Origin of the sequence: Anabaena sp. UHCC 0187 (assembly GCF_009712035.1) — a bacterium.
GTDB lineage: Bacteria > Cyanobacteriota > Cyanobacteriia > Cyanobacteriales > Nostocaceae > Dolichospermum.
The window spans coordinates 137,443-154,043 of the sequence record NZ_VILB01000006.1; the positions used below are offsets into that span (position 1 = coordinate 137,443).

Genomic DNA, 16,601 nt, shown 5'->3' on the forward strand with positions numbered 1-16,601 from the left:
TGCTTATATTTTCCATCCCCGTAAATTTTTATGAACCACCGCTAAATACCACATATAATCATCAATTTTGTACTCGTCAGCAGCCTTGACAATATATTCCCGTGCTAACTCCAAATTATTCTCAGCTTCATAATATAAACCCAAATAAAGATGACTGTAAAACTTCCCCTTCAACCCTGCCAATTTTCCGACATTTAAAACATCATCTTTTGTGCAATTACCCGCAAATAAATCATAGATAGACAGCATTATTTTCCGAGGATCATTTTTCACAGGTAAAAGAGAATTCCGGGCTTCTGTCACACCAGAAAACCTCGCCATACAAAGATATCGCCAAACAGTTTCCTCCACATCTTGAGCATTAACAGTCAAATCAACTGCAAACTGTTTTGCACCTTCAGAAAATCGTTCAGCATAATAATAAGATAAACCCCGTTGCCACAGATAAGGAGTAATATTAACATCTAACCTTTCAGCAGTATCAAAATCTTGAATTGAGTCTTCAATTTTCGCCAACTTAAAATAAATCATGCCTCGACGAATATAAGCATGAGGATTATTGGGCTGATTACTAATAGTATTATTCCACTGCTGGAGTTGATTTTCTAAAGAATTCATAAAAAATATATTAGTGATAGGTAATTGGTAATCATCATTTTAATTTTCCTCCTCCGTGTCCTCTGTGTCTGGAGTGCTATGGCTATAGCTTGCGTGACGACGGAGGAGTCATAGGCCACGCTTGGCTATCGTTAAAAAAAACAGATTTTAATTTTTAACACCACCCTGCGGTACTAGCTTATAATTGCCAAGGGGCTGATGCTCCTGTACTCGTAAGTCGAAGGGGGATAGATGACAATTAAGCGGTTGCTGTTACTTGGACTAACTCTGTTAGCGATAATGTTGTCAGGGGTATCTTTATTGAATAGCTGGCAAAAACCTCAATTCCAGAGTCGTCTAGAATTGTACCAGACAAATATCGTCTTACAAGCTCAAGCATGGCAACCAGAAGATAGTAGCGATAATAGTATTCAAACACTGCAAGAATCTATTCTCGGTGCAAATCCTCTAGAAAGTGCAATAAAGCAATATCAAGAAGCGAGTGAATCTGTTCACACCAGTTTGCAGACAACTCAAACAAAATTAGCAAAACTGCAATCTTCCGCAATTACTCCTATTCCCGCAGAGGAGAAAAGTTTACAAAAATCTATCCAGCAACAAGAAAAAATGTTAGCAGAGGTAGATTTACGGTTGGGAATTTTGCAAGCACAGCAACAGGAAACAGATAACGCTGTTAAAACTTGGAATGAATTACAGCAATATTCAGATATTAATCCCAAATATCAAGAAACTGCACAAAGTTTAAGCGGAATGTGGAGTAAACCTCCGCGTCTATTTCCCAAAGCTGAACAACTCATTCAACAAAATTTAGATGCTTGGTTTCGTTCTACAGCGTTAGAAAAATTATATCAACTCCAACAACGTCAAGAAGCTTTATCATCTCTGAAAATTGCCCAACAAGAAGCAGCAACCCAAGCATTATTAAAATTGGCGATAATTGCTACTATCCCCACCTTAACAGCCTTTATAGGGCTAATACTACTGATTTTCTTATTAGTTCAACGCTTACTTAAAGGGCGAGAATCTCTATTAGCGACAAATGGCGATTTACCTTGGTCAACTCCTTGGAATTGGGAAACAATTATCCAAGTTTTCGTCCTGGGTTTTTTCTTAATGGGACAATTATTTATCCCAGAATTATTATCTATTCTCCCTATTCCGCGGGGTACAGGTAATGCCAGAATTGAGGCTTTTGTGGTTTTAGTCAGTTATCTGTTAGTAGCTTTCGGTTCTTTGTCAGTGCTATATTTTTCCATTAGGCGTTTTTTCCCCCTTCCCGAACACTGGTTTCGCTTCAATGTCTTCAGTAATTGGTTTTTGTGGGGACTGGGTGGCTATTGTACAGCTTTACCCATTGTGGTGATAGTATCACTGATTAATCAAAAATTATGGCAAGGCCAAGGTGGCAGTAATCCACTTTTACAAATGGCACTAGAAAGCCGGGATAATACGGCATTAGGGATATTTTTCTTTACCGCAGCCATAGCCGCACCGTTTTTTGAAGAATTCCTATTTCGAGGCTTTTTATTACCGTCTCTGACTCGTTATACGTCGGTTTGGGGGGCGATTTTCGCCAGTAGTTTGTTGTTTGCGGCTGCTCACCTGAGTTTATCAGAAATACTCCCGCTGACAGCATTAGGGATGGTCTTAGGAATAGTTTACACGCGATCGCGCAATTTACTTTCTTCTATGCTGCTCCATAGTCTTTGGAACAGTGGCACATTAATTAGTTTGTTTCTTTTAGGTAGTAATAATTAATTTAGTTGTCACGGAACAGGGAATAGGTTAATAGGATTGATTAGGTTATTGCTAACTGTTTTTATCCTCATTGCTAACTCTTCAACTACTTCTCAAATAAAATTATCCGGATTTCCCATCAATAGATATGTAGAAAAATCTATAGTGTTGTATCTTTGCTGATTTTGAGGTTAATTACTACCTGGAAATCAGCCAAGATGCTGCACGATATTTTTCTGCCAAATTTTCTATGTTTTTATGAGTATTTAAACTACAGAGAACTCTTGCTCAAAACAGTCATTATCAATTATCAATTTCCTAAATTTTATAATTCATAAATAAAGGAGCATAGTTAAATATGAGTAATCTCAACCCATCTCATACTACCAAACAACTATTAGCTAGTTATGCGGGAATTATTTTTGGCGGATTTGGGCTGCATAAGTTTATTCTTGGTTACACATCAGAAGGGCTGATTATGTTAGTAATTTCGGTAATTGGTGGCTCTTTTACCTACGGATTTACATTAATAATTATGCAATTTGTTGGTTTAATTGAAGCGATGATTTATTTGAATAAACCCCATGAAGAATTTGTTAATACTTACTTTGTGAATAAGCAAGGTTGGTTTTAGGTAAAATTGATATGCAAATTCTCAAACATAAACAGATAGGCTTACTCATCCTGCTAATAATGAGTATGGGATACTTTACTATAGTATCAGATTGGGAAATAAATTATTTCTATAAAAGCCTGATTTTGATGTTGCCCGTACAATTAACTGCAATAATTTACACTACCAGAACAAAACTATGATTTTTGTGATTTAGATGATTTTTAGAATTTGCAGCAACTTAATATTCTTTCACTTGGTCAAAATGGCAGATTTGGCTTAACCTCAAAGTAGAGACGCTAGTTGTCAAGCGTCGAAACTAACAAGAGCGAAGCTAAAAACTGGCCATGCAACTGATCCCAAAATCTGAAATAGTCCCAGAATCTAACCCTCCCACAAACATATTAAACTTAGAGAAAATTATTTTAGATGTTGGGGGGATGAAGTGTGCTGGATGTGTGAATGCAGTAGAAAAACAGCTTATTAAGCATCCAGGAGTTAAAAGCGTTTGTGTCAACCTCGCAACAGAAGTTGCAGTCCTAGAGGTGGAAATTGGTATTGTAGATGCAGAGGCACTAGCTCAAGGATTGACAGCTACAGGATTTCCTAGCCAATTGCGAACAGCTAAAAGTGCTGGTGATAAATCTGCAATCCCTAACCCAGAAGCAAGACAGCGCCAAGAAATGCAGGCGACAATCAGACAGTTAGTAATTGCTAGTTTGCTACTACTGCTGTCGGGAATTGGGCATTTTGGTAATATTGGCTCTGCCATTTTTCCCTTCTTAAATGATATCTGGTTTCATTGTGGACTGGCTACCATCGCCATTATTATTCCTGGTAGACCGATTTTAGTAGAAGGCTGGCTAGGTTGGCGACGGGGTGCGCCAAATATGAATACTCTCATTGGTTTGGGAACACTCACAGCCTATACTGCAAGTTTAGTGGCCTTATTGTTTCCCCAAATGGGTTGGGAATGCTTTTTTGATGAACCTGTGATGATGCTGGGTTTTATTCTTTTGGGGAGAACCTTAGAAAAACAGGCTAGAGGACGTGCGGCTAAAGCATTTCGGCAATTGTTAGCCCTAGCACCCCAAACAGCCCGGTTAATTATTAACCCAGAACCAGAAAAATTAATTGCCGGTGCGAATATGATGGAAATTCCGGCGGAACAAGTGCGTGTGGGTGAATGGTTGCAGGTACTCCCAGGGGATAAAATTCCCGTTGATGGTGAAATTCGTTTTGGACAAACTACCATAGATGAATCTATGCTGACTGGGGAACCAGTACCCGTGATCAAGCAACCAGGAGATATGGTCACCGGGGGAACTCTTAATCAGTCAGGAGCGATCGCTATTCAAGCTACCCGCATCGGTGATGATACAACTCTAGCCCAAATTGTGGCTTTGGTGGAAGCTGCCCAAACTCGCAAAGCCCCAGTTCAGAAATTAGCTGATACGGTGGCTGGGTATTTTACCTACGGTGTCTTAACAGCCTCTTGTTTAACATTTGCTTTTTGGTATTTGTGGGGAACTCACCTTTGGCCAGATGTTACTATGTCTGGTGCGATGGAAATGGCTCACAATATGGGACATAATCCCCAGGATTTATTACCTCATACCCAGTATTCCTCACTATTAATTAGTTTAAAATTAGCGATCGCTGTTATGGTAGTTGCTTGCCCCTGTGCCTTAGGACTAGCTACCCCTACAGCCATTCTGGTGGGAACGGGTATGGGTGCAGAACGGGGATTATTAATCAAAGGTGGTGACGTTTTAGAAAAAGTTCATAAACTAGACACGGTAGTTTTTGATAAAACCGGAACTCTCACCACAGGTAAGCCCACGGTGACAGATTGTCTAGTCATTGAAGAATCAGCTTTACCATTATCATTAATTCAACTAGCCGCAGCCGTAGAAAGCGGTACTTATCATCCCCTAGCTGTAGCTATTCAACAAGAAGCCAAACGCCAAGAATTAACTATCCCTCATGCTGTAGACTTCCACACCGCACCGGGCATGGGTGTATCCGCTGTAGTCGAGGGAAAAAAGGTTCTTTTAGGTAACTGGGAATGGTTTAATTACCACCAAGTCAATATTAGTGAAACCGCACAACAACAGGGATATAAATTAGCCACAGCCGGAAAAACCGTGATTGGTGTGGCTGTAGATGGGACTTTAATGGGATTAATTGCGGTTAGTGATACCCTCAGACCCGATGCGAAAACCGCAGTAGACAAATTGCGACACATGGGTTTGCGAGTCATGCTCCTCAGTGGTGATAGATTAGAAGCTGCCAATGCGATCGCTAAACAACTAGGCATCGCCAAAGCTGATATTATGGCAGGTATTCCCCCAGCCCAGAAAGCTGCTACTATTCAATCTCTTCAATCTGGGAACATCAAATCTGTTGTCGCTATGATTGGAGATGGCATCAACGATGCCCCGGCTTTATCACAGGCAGATGTGGGCATCGCTTTACAGTCTGGTACAGATGTAGCAATGGAAACTGCTGAAATTATTTTAATGCGAAATTCTCTTACTGATGTTGTAAAATCTATTCAGCTAAGTCGAGCCACTTTTAATACTATCCGTCAAAATTTATTCTGGGCTTTTGCCTACAATACAATAGGTATTCCCCTAGCTGCCGGCATATTATTGCCTAGCTGGGGTTTTGTTCTGACTCCCTCCAGTGCAGCGGCATTAATGGCCTTTAGCTCTGTGAGTGTTGTGACTAACTCAATTGCATTAAGGAGGTTTGCTTCCTAGCACCGTAGGGCGGAATTAAAAATTAAAAATTAAAAAAGCAGAGTTAACCAGCTTTGCAGGAATTTTTAATAGCGAGTTTATTTTCGCCTTAGTGTAATATCCAATTATTTTGCAAATTTTTCTGTAATTTGTAGGAATTGCAGGAAAATATCCGCCACTAATATTTATGATTGATCAAAGTTCAGGTGATTCTAGTATCTCTTTTAAAATGGCAACAGCAATTAATGAAAACCATTTACTGATTATTGAAGACGACCAAGGACGGAAAGAATTTCCTTTAGAAAACCCTGTCTATTCTATTGGTAGAGATCGGGATTGTGATATCCGTTTGTTCTCCCAATTTGTTTCTCGTCATCATGCCACATTAGTAAAATTACCACGCCCGAATAATAGTCAGCGATTTTATTATCGAATTGTTGATGGTAATGCCAAAGGAAAACCCAGTTCTAATGGTTTAATGATTAATGGGCGGAAAATACCAGGCCATGACCTCCAGAATGAAGATGAAATTATTTTTGGTCCCCAAGTCCGTGCTATTTATTATCTACTCAAAAATACTGATCGTTTGTCCTCAACTGATGCTAGTGAATATGACATTACATTAATTAATCCTGGCATGACTGACGATTTTGATGACTAACAGAGTTTTAATTTAAGCAGGTAACAATAAACAGGCAAGATGAAAATAGCAATTAGTGGTGCAACAGGATTTGTGGGTAGTCGGCTGGTAGAGAGATTACACACACAAGGGCATAGAATATTGGTGTTAACTCGAAATACTAACTTTGCCCACAAGGTTTTTCCATCCTCAACTTTTCCTAATGTCGAAATTATTGCCTATAACCCCCGTGTATCCGGTGTTTGGCAAGATACTATAGCAGGTTGTGATGGGGTGGTTAATTTAGCCGGAGAACCCATTGCTGAAGAACGGTGGACACCCGAACGCAAGCAAGAACTTCTTGACAGTCGCAAACTGGGTACAGAGAAAATTGTTGAGGCTATAGCTAAAGTTAATCCTCGACCCACTGTATTAGTAAATGCTTCTGCCATTGGTTACTACGGAACTAGTGAAACAGCAACTTTTGATGAAAATAGTCCTAGTGGTCAAGATTTTCTCTCCCAAATCTGTCGGGAGTGGGAAGGAGAAGCAGGGAAGGTAAAAGATGCTGGGGTGCGGTTAGTAATTTTGCGCTTGGGGATTGTTTTAGGTAATGGTGGCGCTTTGGGGAAAATGATTACTCCCTTTAAACTCTTTGCTGGTGGACCAATTGGTAGTGGTCGGCAGTGGTTTTCCTGGATTCATTTAGACGATATTGTCAGTTTAATCATCCAAGCTTTAACTCAACCAACAATGGAAGGGATATATAATGCCACTACTCCCGAACCAGTACGCATGAATGAGTTAAGCACAACTATGGGTGAGGTGATGAATCGTCCTTCCTGGTTGCCTGTGCCTTCTTTTGCTTTAGAAGCGATGTTGGGAGATGGGGCAAAGGTGGTATTAGAGGGGCAGCAGGTTCTCCCCAAACGCACTTTAGAGTCAGGTTTTCAGTATCAATATCCTAATTTGCAATCAGCACTAAAGCAGATTCTCAAGTAAACGTTAGATTACTGATAGCAGATAGAATAGTTGATGTATCCTATGACATCGGGGTGGATTTAGTCAATTTCTTAGATACCCAGCTAATAATGCCACTAAGTAACGCACCACCCATGAGGATACCAATGGCAGGGTTAAATAATGGTATCCAGAGTTTATGCCACAAATCTAAACCGAGATTGATTCCTGAAGCATCACCAATCACAGCAATAACAAGCCACGCAAAACCCAAAATCACAAGGAAAACATCAGCGACTAAGATGAAGTTGAGCCAGTTTAATAATTTGTCTTTCATTTCTATTGGTCAGTTGTCAGTTGTTCGTTGTCAGTTGTTCGTTGAAAATATTTTGTCCCTATCCCCTATTCCCTGTTCCCTAATTACAAATTATTCTGTTTCAAATAACCATTTTTTGACTTTAACTAAGTTTTTCCAATCAGGGTTTCTGGTTAAACCATCTTCAATGCTGTTTTTAACTTCTTCTTGCCATTCTTCATTGACAAATATCAATTGTCGTGCAAAGTCAATGTGTTCCCGCAAACCTTTTTGACCTGTTTCTAGCATAGCTAAAGCTAGATTAATTCTAGCTTGTGGGTCTTGAGGATTGAGTTTCACAGCTTTATTAGCAGCGTTGAAAGCCAATTTACCTTTGTTATCAAGAAGATATAACCAAGCGAGACAAACCCAGGCAGAACTGGCTTTAGGAGAGCGATCGCATACTTCTTTAAATACAGGAATCAGAGATTCTACAGATTCTCCAGCTTTATAGCGTTCTAAACCTGTATCAAATAGGGAATCAACGGTATTAGTCATTTGTTCTTAGTCAGTTGTTAGTTGTCAGTTGTCAGTTGTCAGTTGTTAGTTGTCAGTTGTTATGGAAAAATTCTTTCTCCCTGCTTTCTGACTCCTGACTCCTGACTCCTGACTCCTCACAATATTACACCCCGAAAGACTTACCGCAACCACAAGTTTGGGCAGCATTGGGGTTAGTAAATTGGAAACCACCACCAATCATGGCATCACTATAATCGAGCATTAAGCCGTAAAGGTAAAGGAGACTTTTACGATCGCTGATAATTTTGAAGCCATCATAATCAAACACCTCATCATCAGGGGTAATCTTGCTGACATCCTCAAAATCCATCATGTAAGACATTCCCGAACAACCACCTTGTCTGACTCCCACCCGTAAGCATAAATCTTGTCCTTGCTTGTCTTGAAGAGACTTAACCTGACGCAATGCAGATTCAGATAACAGAATTCCGCGTTGTTGAGTTTGAGTTGCTTGTGTCATAAGAATATCCGGTAAGTGGGAAACTCAGCGGCTTTAGCCCTGAGAGGGAAACGGCACGAGCGGTTAAAACCGCCTTGAATATTTTTTCATTACCGCCTTGGAGTTGGTAAATTCGGTGTACTTTTGTAATGTACTTTCAACGGGACAATTACCGATTCAAAATTCCCAACTCTGTACGCATAATGAATGTTTTGCTCCAAAGAGCCTCCCATTTCTGGGGTAATGTTAGCTTCGACCAGTTATCAGAGCTTGTTAAACTTGCAACACTGTTTCAGTGACCTTAAAACTGTTTAATTGCAAATGACAGAGCAGGGAACTAGCTACGCATTCCGGGGTGTCGTGACTCAAATAACGGCTACCCTTCGACTATGCTCAGGGTGGTCTGGTCAGCACGGCTTGCTTGATTACTCTTGCAAGCCCAGTCCCTTTAGGGCTGGGTTACTGACAAATTCTTAACTCCTGAACTGATTTTATCAATAACCCATAAGGTATTCTCGTCCCTCTGGGCTGCTATGAATGTTTTTGTATTCATTCTAGAACTTTTCTGGATAAAATTAGCTCTTTAAACAGCAGCTTAACCGCTTTGACGGCTACACGCATCCTGATCAGTTTCACTGGTTTACCGGCTGTTTTTTCCTCGTCGAGGAAAACGCCCAAATTAACCAAGATGGGATTAGTGCGGCACTTGATAGGTTCAACCGCGCTAAACACCCACTGCCACAATGCCCGCCGACAAAGTGCTGAACCTCCAGAAACTTTAGATTTGGCGATGTCACCACTAGATTCTTGAGACGGTGCAACTCCTAAAGCTTTTTGAAATTTCCTTAGTGATAGGTGCCGTTTGGTAGGATTACCAGATTTGCGACCCTTCCTAATCTTGATAATTGGTTTACCATCCTCACCCAAGTAGTTTTGTAGTGGGAAAATTTGCGACAAAATTATGGCTTGTAAGCGATTCCTACGGAGCGCTTCGCTATCGCCAAAATTAAATTTCTGGAAGATTTCACGATAGCTGCTAAATCTTTCATCAGTAAGCAGTGTATCTAATTCGTCCTCAATTAATTGTTCTTCTAGTTGTAAACTACAAATTCTCTGAGCATGAAATTTAACTGAGTCAGTTAGCCCAATGCCAGCGGTTTGGGAATAGAGTCGGTCATATCTTTTTGACGAGCGCTCGCCAGCTAACCACCCCCACAGCAAGGGAACTTTTCCAGAAACACCGCGAACTGATTTTACCAAAGCTACTTCTGGGAACTGCCAAGCTAAATCTTGACGGGCCCGATTAATTATTGGAGACTGAATTCTAGAAAGGTGGTTGAGTCGCAGTGTCAACTCTCTCATTCTGGAAATTAGGCGATCTGCTTGCAGCAGCGCTTCGCTATCGCGCACCTGGACAAACCGACTCAAATCACTTCCATAGTCAAACCCATAACAGGCAATAGCTAGAGAATCAGCGTCATCGTCTTTATCTGGTAAACCAAGATGATTTTCCCGGTAATTTCGCAATTGTTTGTGACCAACAAACCTCACCTCAACCCCGGCGCGGCTCAAATGTTCTACCCAAAATTTTGAGTAATTCATTCCCGTGGGTTCAAGAATTGCAATTTCTGGTTTTAAGGACATTAACCCAATTAAACCAGAGTGATCAGTTTCAAACTTATAGAACCGACAATCATAGTAAAATTCCCGTGGGTTACTTGGTTTTTCCAAAAGCAAGCAGCATGATACACTTGACTTGGAAACATCCAACCCAATAATTCTAGTCATTCTGTTTTCATTTTGTAGGTGTGTAGATTGTGTTGATAACGCTTGTGAATCACCCAAAGGCCAACGAGCCTGATTCATTCTCAAAGCAATTCCAGTGCTGTAAACATTGGAAAACACAATTTTTTTAAAAGCACAAAGTAACCGAGCTTATGAATACAAGAAAGCCATAACAGCTTCATTCATTTTCAAAGCCCTAAGTTATTTGCGCTGGTTGCTGATTGGTTTGGACCCAATCCGCGACACTCCAGGATTGGAGTGTTTCGGCTGCTGGGTTAAACAGCCTCGTCAGGCGGGTTGCAAACTGTGGTAATAGATAATTTTGATGAACTTGCTTTCCAGTGACTAGCAATAACTGATGACACTCTATTATTAATTTCCTCTTGTGATAATTTTTGGAAAAATAGAACGGCATCAAGCCCGAATTCCATCGCTACTTGATCTTCCGGTACGCCTCTTTCTTTGGCTATATAGCTTATCAAGCTGTCCATCACCGCACCATTAGTTAAAAGTGATCGTTTGTTTATTAGTACGTAGTTATCGTTGTAAGGGAGAAGAACTTTTTGATCAGGTTTCATGCGCTTTTCTTGGGTTGTTCGTTGTAAGTTGCGGTAATAATTTCAATTTGCTCATCAATTTGTGATTGAGGTAATTCCTCAACCATTCGGATAGACTCTTTAGCAAATTGAGCTATCAGACAAGCTCTTGAGGTATTTGTTAACCCAGAAATTAAATTAGCCATAGCCGCTACGCAATTATTACCAGCTATTAATCGGCGTTTGCTAACTAATACGTATTCATCGTCATAGGGGATTAAATACGGTTTTTCGATGCTTACATCAGCCATTAAAAAATATCTCCATCGTCAGTAGTTGAGTCATTGCCATTGATTTTATTAAGTATTTCGCGGTGTTCGGTTTTCAGCTTACGCAGTTCGTGGCGTAATGCTGTAATTTCTTCTATGATTGAAGTAGCTTGTTCTTCCCTTATTTTCCGTTCAGTTAACTCCATAAGCTCGGATATTTTAATTAATGGGTCTTCATCTTCTCTAACTTCATAAGCAATCTCTAAATGTTTACTTTCGTAGTTACCGAGGTTAAGGATTCGCTTGTAAGTTGCAGATTTAATCATTATCAAAAACTACCTCGTAGAAAAAGTTAGAATTTGCGCGAGATATCAAAGACCGATATTGTTCAGCATCAATTCTAGTGCGAAACCTAGCAACGCAGACATGGCGAACTGATTCCTTTAAGCAGAATACAGCCCAAGGCTTGAGTAAATCTTGATATGTTTTCATAATCAGAATAAAGCCATTTGATAATGGTTTATACCTGTACAATCGTATTCTTTAGATGCGGTACGAATTAATCTTCTAGTAGCTTTTAATTCTGCTTGAAAATTAAATTCTTTACCCTCTAGATTCTTGGTAAATAATGCCTTGTTGCAACTTGCGTCAAGGAAGCACTCACCAGGTGGGAAAGATAATTCCCAGCCGTCGATTATGGGTATGGAGAAATTAGGCTCACAATAACCATCAGCATTACCGCAGTAGTGAAAGCCTTGATTGATTAATTGTTGTGCAACATATAGCTGCTTTTTAGTTAACCAACATGGTAGATCCATGAGAATTGGTAATTGGTAATTGGTAATTGGTAATAGAGAATTTCCCCTATTACCAATTTAGTCATCAGGTCAGGAACACACTAAAAGCGAGTATTAATTACTCTTCACCAGCCAAATCATCCTCTTCTCGGTCATTGTTATAGCCAATGCCAATCACTAGGCTATCACCGCATTCTTTGACTTGTTCAGCGTTGAATTGAACACCTTGATAGTCTACAAAGATAGGCGTGTCATTATCAAAACCGTCAAGCTTTTCTCTTAGTTCTTGAACTGTTGTTATTCTCATGTTTGTTGTTGTTATGTTGACTGGACATTAAACGATAAAACATCACCGCGCTGTCAACTCGTGATCAGCGCCTAATTCTCCGGTGATTGCAGTTTCTCCACGCGAGGTCTAGGCGTGGGTGCTTGCTCCAAAGTGGTAATCCCCGGTGTGGGGTGGGAGCGGGTGTTCAAAAATGAACTGTCCACAGTTTTACCGATGCGGTAAAGATGAGAGACTTTGAGCAACCAGCCAAGTATTTACTATTTACCGAGTTAATGACTCGGCTGGTTTGTTGTATCCCTTCACATGAATGATACGTCCTGCAATTTATTTTGTCAAGACCTTTCATTCATGAATAAAACGTCCTATGATAGAAGAGCAAAAACAAAATCAGGAAAAGTCTCCATTGAGGCTAATAAGAGAAGGTGCGGGGCTAACTCGCCCCCAGGTTAAAGACAAAATCGGTGTTTCGGAGCGACGGCAGGCTGATTGGGAATCAGGAAAGGCTATGCCAAACATTGAGAACATCGCCGCGCTATGTCGCTTATACCGAGTCTCTCTCAAAACGATGGTTCATTCCCTGGGAATTAATACATCAGATATACCTGATGATTAATTACCTCTATCGCTAACGAATAACTTATTAAATCCATTCAACATCCTGACCACCTGACTATTAGGTGGTGACAGATTCTTGCATTCAAAATTATGAACTGGACACAAAAACACGATCAATTTTGTTTAAAGAACTCCATCCCGCCCGCCGCCAAGCTTCTATGGCAGTGGCTAACCAGAGAAGGAGTAGGAGAAGAAGTAGAACCTGACCTATCAGAGTTCAACACTTGGGTAGAGAAACATCGAGGTAAAGGTTATGCCCATAATTACCTCAAACAGATGTTTAACAAATTAGTAGAAGTCAGAGTAGTAGGCACAATCAAACAGTATTCATGGAAGATATTCAAGTTAATAGTTAGACCACTGGAGTGGTTGTTTCCACGCAGAAAACAAAAGTTACACAATCCTAACTCAACTTACAAAACACCCACCTCAAACCCTGATAACTCCGTTAAAGATGATATTCAGCAGCAGCATATCTTATCTAATCAACAACTGATGTCTGAAGCTGGTATCTATTTTGACACACAAGAAAAAGAAGTTTTAAAACGTCCCCAGTTTGAAATTAAAGCTGCAATATTCCTGTTTAGACTTCGTGGTGCTGCTGAGAAAATTATGAATCCTGAAGGATGGATAAGACGCTGTTTGCAACTTGAATATTGGGAACATCCATCCAATTACAAAGCTATTGTTGATATTCTTGGCAATTCTAAGGGTCTTCAATACGGTAATTCAATTCAAGATTTCTTCGGTGGTGAACATGAACAACCCATATAACTGCCAGAAGGAAATATTCAAGAACTGGATCAAGAGAAGGTTTATATCTGAAATTGAATTAGGGACAATGCCCACCGACTTGGCTCTAATTTGGTGTGATGCGCTGCGGGAATTATCTCAGACCGTAACCCATCAAATAGTTCCATTCCGTCGTCCAAGTCATCGGGGTAGCGGTAGATAGTTTTTAAAACCACAGGTCAACTACATGACAATATTATTTAATCTTGAGGACTACGAGGTAAGCCCACCACGTCCCATAGACCCCTATTGGAATGAATTGGTTTTAGATTGTTCTGGAAAAGTTGAGGATAATGGGCAGGTGACTCTGTTTTATGACAGTTCGGAAGAGCCACCTGACCCCGATGACTTTCAAGATCGCAATGATTTTGAGGTTGCCTGGTCCGAGTGGGAAAAATTGCATCCAGACTTTAAACCAGCGATGAGTCCGGTTATTGATGTTCTGGAAGAGTTACCAGTTCAAGGGTGGCATTTTCAAGAGGGTAAGGTTTACTGGCATTCTTCCAGAAATTCTCAGTTCAAAATTACTAAACTGTTTAATACAGTTTCCAAAGCTCAGGGATATTTTGCTGGTGAAATTATTAAGGTGAAAGTATGTCTATCCGAGTTGTTACCACTTGAGAATAAGTTTCTAGCAACTCTTCCAGAACAATCAAATAGTGTTCTGGAAAAGTCTAAAATCAATCAGTGGGTAGAGCCTTACTATGTGAATCGCGGTGGTAATAAATATTGGTATTACCGCTATTGTTATTACCAATCCAGGATTAAGCATATCCACATACCTGGGGGTAATACTAGTTCTGATAAATGTTTGGAGATTAAAGAGCGAGTTGAAAGAGCGATCGCACTTGGTAAGTCACCAAATGAAATTCAATTACTAATTAAGCCGGTAGCAGCTTAACCCAAAATAAAAAACTTCCCCATTCAACACGCATGAGGGGAAGTTTCGGGAGAATAAAACCTTTATCTACTAAGTACAAATATACCACAACGCTACTCGATTTTTAGCGCAGACTGAGTTAATTCGATTTCTTGTATTTTAGCAGTCCTTGTCAGTGCCAACAGCATTTGTAGCTCAGTATCTAATTCTACTAGTGTGTATTTTTCTGGAAAAGTGGCCAGTTGAGCAAGTCTACTTTTAATGGGTTGGGGAATCATAATGTTGCGATCGCTCCTCTAATTTCGTTAACGCTGATGTCAATGTATCCTTCTAAAGCTTTAAAGTCACGGTGACCAGTAATTTTCTTGATGGTAGCCGTCGCCACACCGTTGTTATGCAACTTGGTTATGAAGCTCCGTCGGGTTGAGTGAGTTGATATACCTTTGGCTATCAAACCAGCATTTTCTACGGACTTCATGAAAATTGCATAAACATTTCTCCATGTAACATTTTTATTTCCTTCTCGATTTGGGAACATCCACGGGTTCGATCCCGGCTGGTAACTTCGCAAATTTTCAAACAGGATTGGGTGAACTGGTACTTGCCTGGTTTCACAACTTCCATCAGGGCGCTTTTTTCTAGTGGCAGCCCGGAACGTGATCACGTCTCGTGGCGAGCCATCCAAATTGTACACATCAGATACTCGCAATTGCACCAAAGCTCCCCATCTTTCACCTGTGTACCAAGCCAAATCTAATAGTAATTTGTATTTAAGCGTTTTAATATTTCTTCTTAGTTTCGAGTAATCATTTTCAGTTAAAGTTGCAGCTTTTCCGCATCTATTATTTTTCATAAAAAGTTTTACCTTCAGTTATTCCGGTTTTACCTTGAAGGGTGGTAAATCTGGAATACTTTCTTGATTACCCACTATCTATAATAGTCTGTGTTCCATATATCGCAATAGTTACAGCATATTATTTAATATTCCGTTTTTACATAAAAGTGGAATATTTACAGACTTCTGTAAATGAATCAATAATTGATTATTCATTATTAACAACAATTAATTCATCATGGCAGAAAAATCATTAGTAGAAATTTTAGGAACAGGTGCAACACGCTTGGCTAGTGCGGCGGCTGCGCCAAGTGCGGGTTTATTTATTCCCGACAGCTTGCTTATTAGCGCGGGACTAACAACTCCTACTACTGCAACGGCTGAAGGGCATATTGTTGCAATAGTAAAGTTACTGAAAACTAATCTTACTCAGACTGCTTATGATTTAGATAATGATAATAGCGTTTACCTTTCGGACGGATTCCCTGGCTTTACTACAAGAGGGACTACACAATATAGGATTGATCAAATAGTTTTTAATCTGGCAAAAGTAGATTCAGAATCAACTTTAGATCCTACTAAATATTAATGCCTGTACATTGTCAAGCGGGTGATATTGCCCGCGTCACCTTTCCCGATGGGAGTATTCTGAATTTCGCTGATACCCCCATAAATATTACTTGTGAGAATAATTTCAATCAATGTACTCTATGTACTATTCGCATAAGATACTCTCGTTGGGATTCCGCGACTGGGACGGAAACGGTGGAAAGGAATTTGTACCACCGGTGGACAATTGATGGGATAAGGATAAATCCTCTAAATAATAAAGAGATCCAAATAAAATCTAGAGGAGGGGAGTATGATGGTTGTCCCACGTTGGAATGGCGATTTGTCAATATGTCCATCGCTGTTTCGCGGCCCTGGTATTTCACCAAGGTAGAAATCCTTTCTATTTCCGGCACTTCTACCGGCAAATTAATCAAGGTATCTAATACCGCAAATGATTTACTTTTTTCCGGGAATTTCGCTAATTGTAATTACTCTGTACAGTGCGTTTCTGGATGCCCACCTAATTCCCTAGATTGTGGTGATTGCTGCTTGGATTGTGCGGAAATTTTTAATGGCATTTCTGCTATCAGAAAAATTTTAGCGGGAATAAAATAATGAGTTCATGTTCTGAAATATCTAGTCAAATT

General features: G+C 40.0%; 22 protein-coding genes. 10 read left to right on the forward strand and 12 right to left on the reverse strand.

Annotation, left to right across the window (positions count from 1 at the left end):
* Positions 1-3: 3 nt before the first annotated feature.
* Positions 4-627: a hypothetical protein gene (locus tag FJR11_RS06240; RefSeq protein ID WP_371417469.1), complete on the reverse strand. Its 624-nt coding sequence runs from the start codon at positions 625-627 to the stop codon at positions 4-6.
* A gap of 222 nt (positions 628-849) precedes the next feature.
* Here FJR11_RS06240 and FJR11_RS06245 point away from each other — a divergent pair, with 222 nt between their 5' ends.
* The 5 genes from FJR11_RS06245 to FJR11_RS06265 all read left to right on the forward strand — a co-directional run bounded on the left by FJR11_RS06245 (position 850) and on the right by FJR11_RS06265 (position 7,333).
* On the forward strand, positions 850-2,376 hold the full coding sequence (locus FJR11_RS06245; RefSeq protein ID WP_168502840.1) for a type II CAAX prenyl endopeptidase Rce1 family protein: 1,527 nt from the start codon (positions 850-852) through the stop codon (positions 2,374-2,376).
* A 337-nt stretch (positions 2,377-2,713) separates the two neighbouring features.
* On the forward strand, positions 2,714-2,989 hold the full coding sequence (locus tag FJR11_RS06250) for a TM2 domain-containing protein (RefSeq protein ID WP_168502841.1): 276 nt from the start codon (positions 2,714-2,716) through the stop codon (positions 2,987-2,989).
* 326 nt (positions 2,990-3,315) lie between these two features.
* A complete protein-coding gene (locus FJR11_RS06255) occupies positions 3,316-5,733 on the forward strand; it encodes a cation-translocating P-type ATPase (RefSeq protein ID WP_168502842.1) in 2,418 nt (805 codons plus the stop codon).
* 166 nt (positions 5,734-5,899) lie between these two features.
* A complete protein-coding gene (locus FJR11_RS06260) occupies positions 5,900-6,373 on the forward strand; it encodes an FHA domain-containing protein (RefSeq protein WP_168502843.1) in 474 nt (157 codons plus the stop codon).
* Between the two features lie 39 nt (positions 6,374-6,412).
* Complete coding sequence (locus FJR11_RS06265; protein WP_168502844.1) at positions 6,413-7,333, forward strand: TIGR01777 family oxidoreductase; 921 nt, start codon at positions 6,413-6,415, stop codon at positions 7,331-7,333.
* A gap of 40 nt (positions 7,334-7,373) precedes the next feature.
* Here the strand turns inward: FJR11_RS06265 and FJR11_RS06270 are convergent, their stop codons facing one another.
* The 10 genes from FJR11_RS06270 to FJR11_RS06315 form a co-directional block, all read right to left on the reverse strand.
* Positions 7,374-7,628, reverse strand: a complete 255-nt coding sequence (locus FJR11_RS06270; RefSeq protein WP_168502845.1) for a hypothetical protein — start codon at positions 7,626-7,628, stop codon at positions 7,374-7,376.
* Between the two features lie 90 nt (positions 7,629-7,718).
* Entirely contained in the window at positions 7,719-8,144 is a 426-nt protein-coding gene (locus tag FJR11_RS06275; protein ID WP_168502846.1) for a M48 family metallopeptidase, read from the reverse strand.
* Positions 8,145-8,268: 124 nt separating this feature from the next.
* Entirely contained in the window at positions 8,269-8,625 is a 357-nt protein-coding gene (locus tag FJR11_RS06280) for an iron-sulfur cluster assembly accessory protein (RefSeq protein ID WP_027403631.1), read from the reverse strand.
* 528 nt (positions 8,626-9,153) lie between these two features.
* Positions 9,154-10,470 (reverse strand): transposase, encoded by a 1,317-nt coding sequence (locus FJR11_RS06285; RefSeq protein ID WP_371417467.1) that lies wholly within the window; start codon positions 10,468-10,470, stop codon positions 9,154-9,156.
* A 194-nt stretch (positions 10,471-10,664) separates the two neighbouring features.
* Positions 10,665-10,967, reverse strand: a complete 303-nt coding sequence (locus FJR11_RS06290; protein ID WP_168502847.1) for a hypothetical protein — start codon at positions 10,965-10,967, stop codon at positions 10,665-10,667.
* On the reverse strand, positions 10,964-11,236 hold the full coding sequence (locus FJR11_RS06295) for a hypothetical protein (RefSeq protein WP_168502848.1): 273 nt from the start codon (positions 11,234-11,236) through the stop codon (positions 10,964-10,966). Before FJR11_RS06295 ends, FJR11_RS06290 begins: the two co-directional genes overlap by 4 nt.
* Positions 11,236-11,520 carry a hypothetical protein gene (locus tag FJR11_RS06300; RefSeq protein ID WP_168502849.1) on the reverse strand — a complete coding sequence of 95 codons (285 nt, stop codon included), beginning with the start codon at positions 11,518-11,520 and terminating at the stop codon, positions 11,236-11,238. The genes FJR11_RS06295 and FJR11_RS06300 overlap by 1 nt, the downstream gene beginning before the upstream one ends.
* Entirely contained in the window at positions 11,513-11,686 is a 174-nt protein-coding gene (locus FJR11_RS06305) for a hypothetical protein (protein WP_168502850.1), read from the reverse strand. The genes FJR11_RS06300 and FJR11_RS06305 overlap by 8 nt, the downstream gene beginning before the upstream one ends.
* 2 nt (positions 11,687-11,688) lie before the next feature.
* Positions 11,689-12,012 carry a hypothetical protein gene (locus tag FJR11_RS06310; RefSeq protein WP_168502851.1) on the reverse strand — a complete coding sequence of 108 codons (324 nt, stop codon included), beginning with the start codon at positions 12,010-12,012 and terminating at the stop codon, positions 11,689-11,691.
* A gap of 97 nt (positions 12,013-12,109) precedes the next feature.
* Positions 12,110-12,298 carry a hypothetical protein gene (locus tag FJR11_RS06315; protein WP_168502852.1) on the reverse strand — a complete coding sequence of 63 codons (189 nt, stop codon included), beginning with the start codon at positions 12,296-12,298 and terminating at the stop codon, positions 12,110-12,112.
* 346 nt (positions 12,299-12,644) lie between these two features.
* Between FJR11_RS06315 and FJR11_RS06320 the strand changes: the two genes are divergently transcribed.
* From FJR11_RS06320 to FJR11_RS06330, 3 genes are all read left to right on the forward strand, one after another.
* Entirely contained in the window at positions 12,645-12,893 is a 249-nt protein-coding gene (locus FJR11_RS06320; RefSeq protein ID WP_168502853.1) for a helix-turn-helix transcriptional regulator, read from the forward strand.
* A gap of 92 nt (positions 12,894-12,985) precedes the next feature.
* Positions 12,986-13,669 carry a hypothetical protein gene (locus FJR11_RS06325; RefSeq protein WP_174762943.1) on the forward strand — a complete coding sequence of 228 codons (684 nt, stop codon included), beginning with the start codon at positions 12,986-12,988 and terminating at the stop codon, positions 13,667-13,669.
* Positions 13,670-13,874: 205 nt separating this feature from the next.
* Positions 13,875-14,588 (forward strand): hypothetical protein, encoded by a 714-nt coding sequence (locus FJR11_RS06330; RefSeq protein ID WP_168502854.1) that lies wholly within the window; start codon positions 13,875-13,877, stop codon positions 14,586-14,588.
* Between the two features lie 253 nt (positions 14,589-14,841).
* On the opposite strand, the gene FJR11_RS06335 is transcribed toward FJR11_RS06330, so the two are convergent.
* Positions 14,842-15,420 (reverse strand): tyrosine-type recombinase/integrase, encoded by a 579-nt coding sequence (locus FJR11_RS06335; RefSeq protein WP_168502855.1) that lies wholly within the window; start codon positions 15,418-15,420, stop codon positions 14,842-14,844.
* 220 nt (positions 15,421-15,640) lie between these two features.
* Between FJR11_RS06335 and FJR11_RS06340 the strand changes: the two genes are divergently transcribed.
* Positions 15,641-15,991: a hypothetical protein gene (locus tag FJR11_RS06340; protein WP_168502856.1), complete on the forward strand. Its 351-nt coding sequence runs from the start codon at positions 15,641-15,643 to the stop codon at positions 15,989-15,991.
* Positions 15,991-16,569, forward strand: a complete 579-nt coding sequence (locus FJR11_RS06345; protein ID WP_168502857.1) for a hypothetical protein — start codon at positions 15,991-15,993, stop codon at positions 16,567-16,569. The genes FJR11_RS06340 and FJR11_RS06345 overlap by 1 nt, the downstream gene beginning before the upstream one ends.
* Positions 16,570-16,601 lie beyond the last annotated feature (32 nt).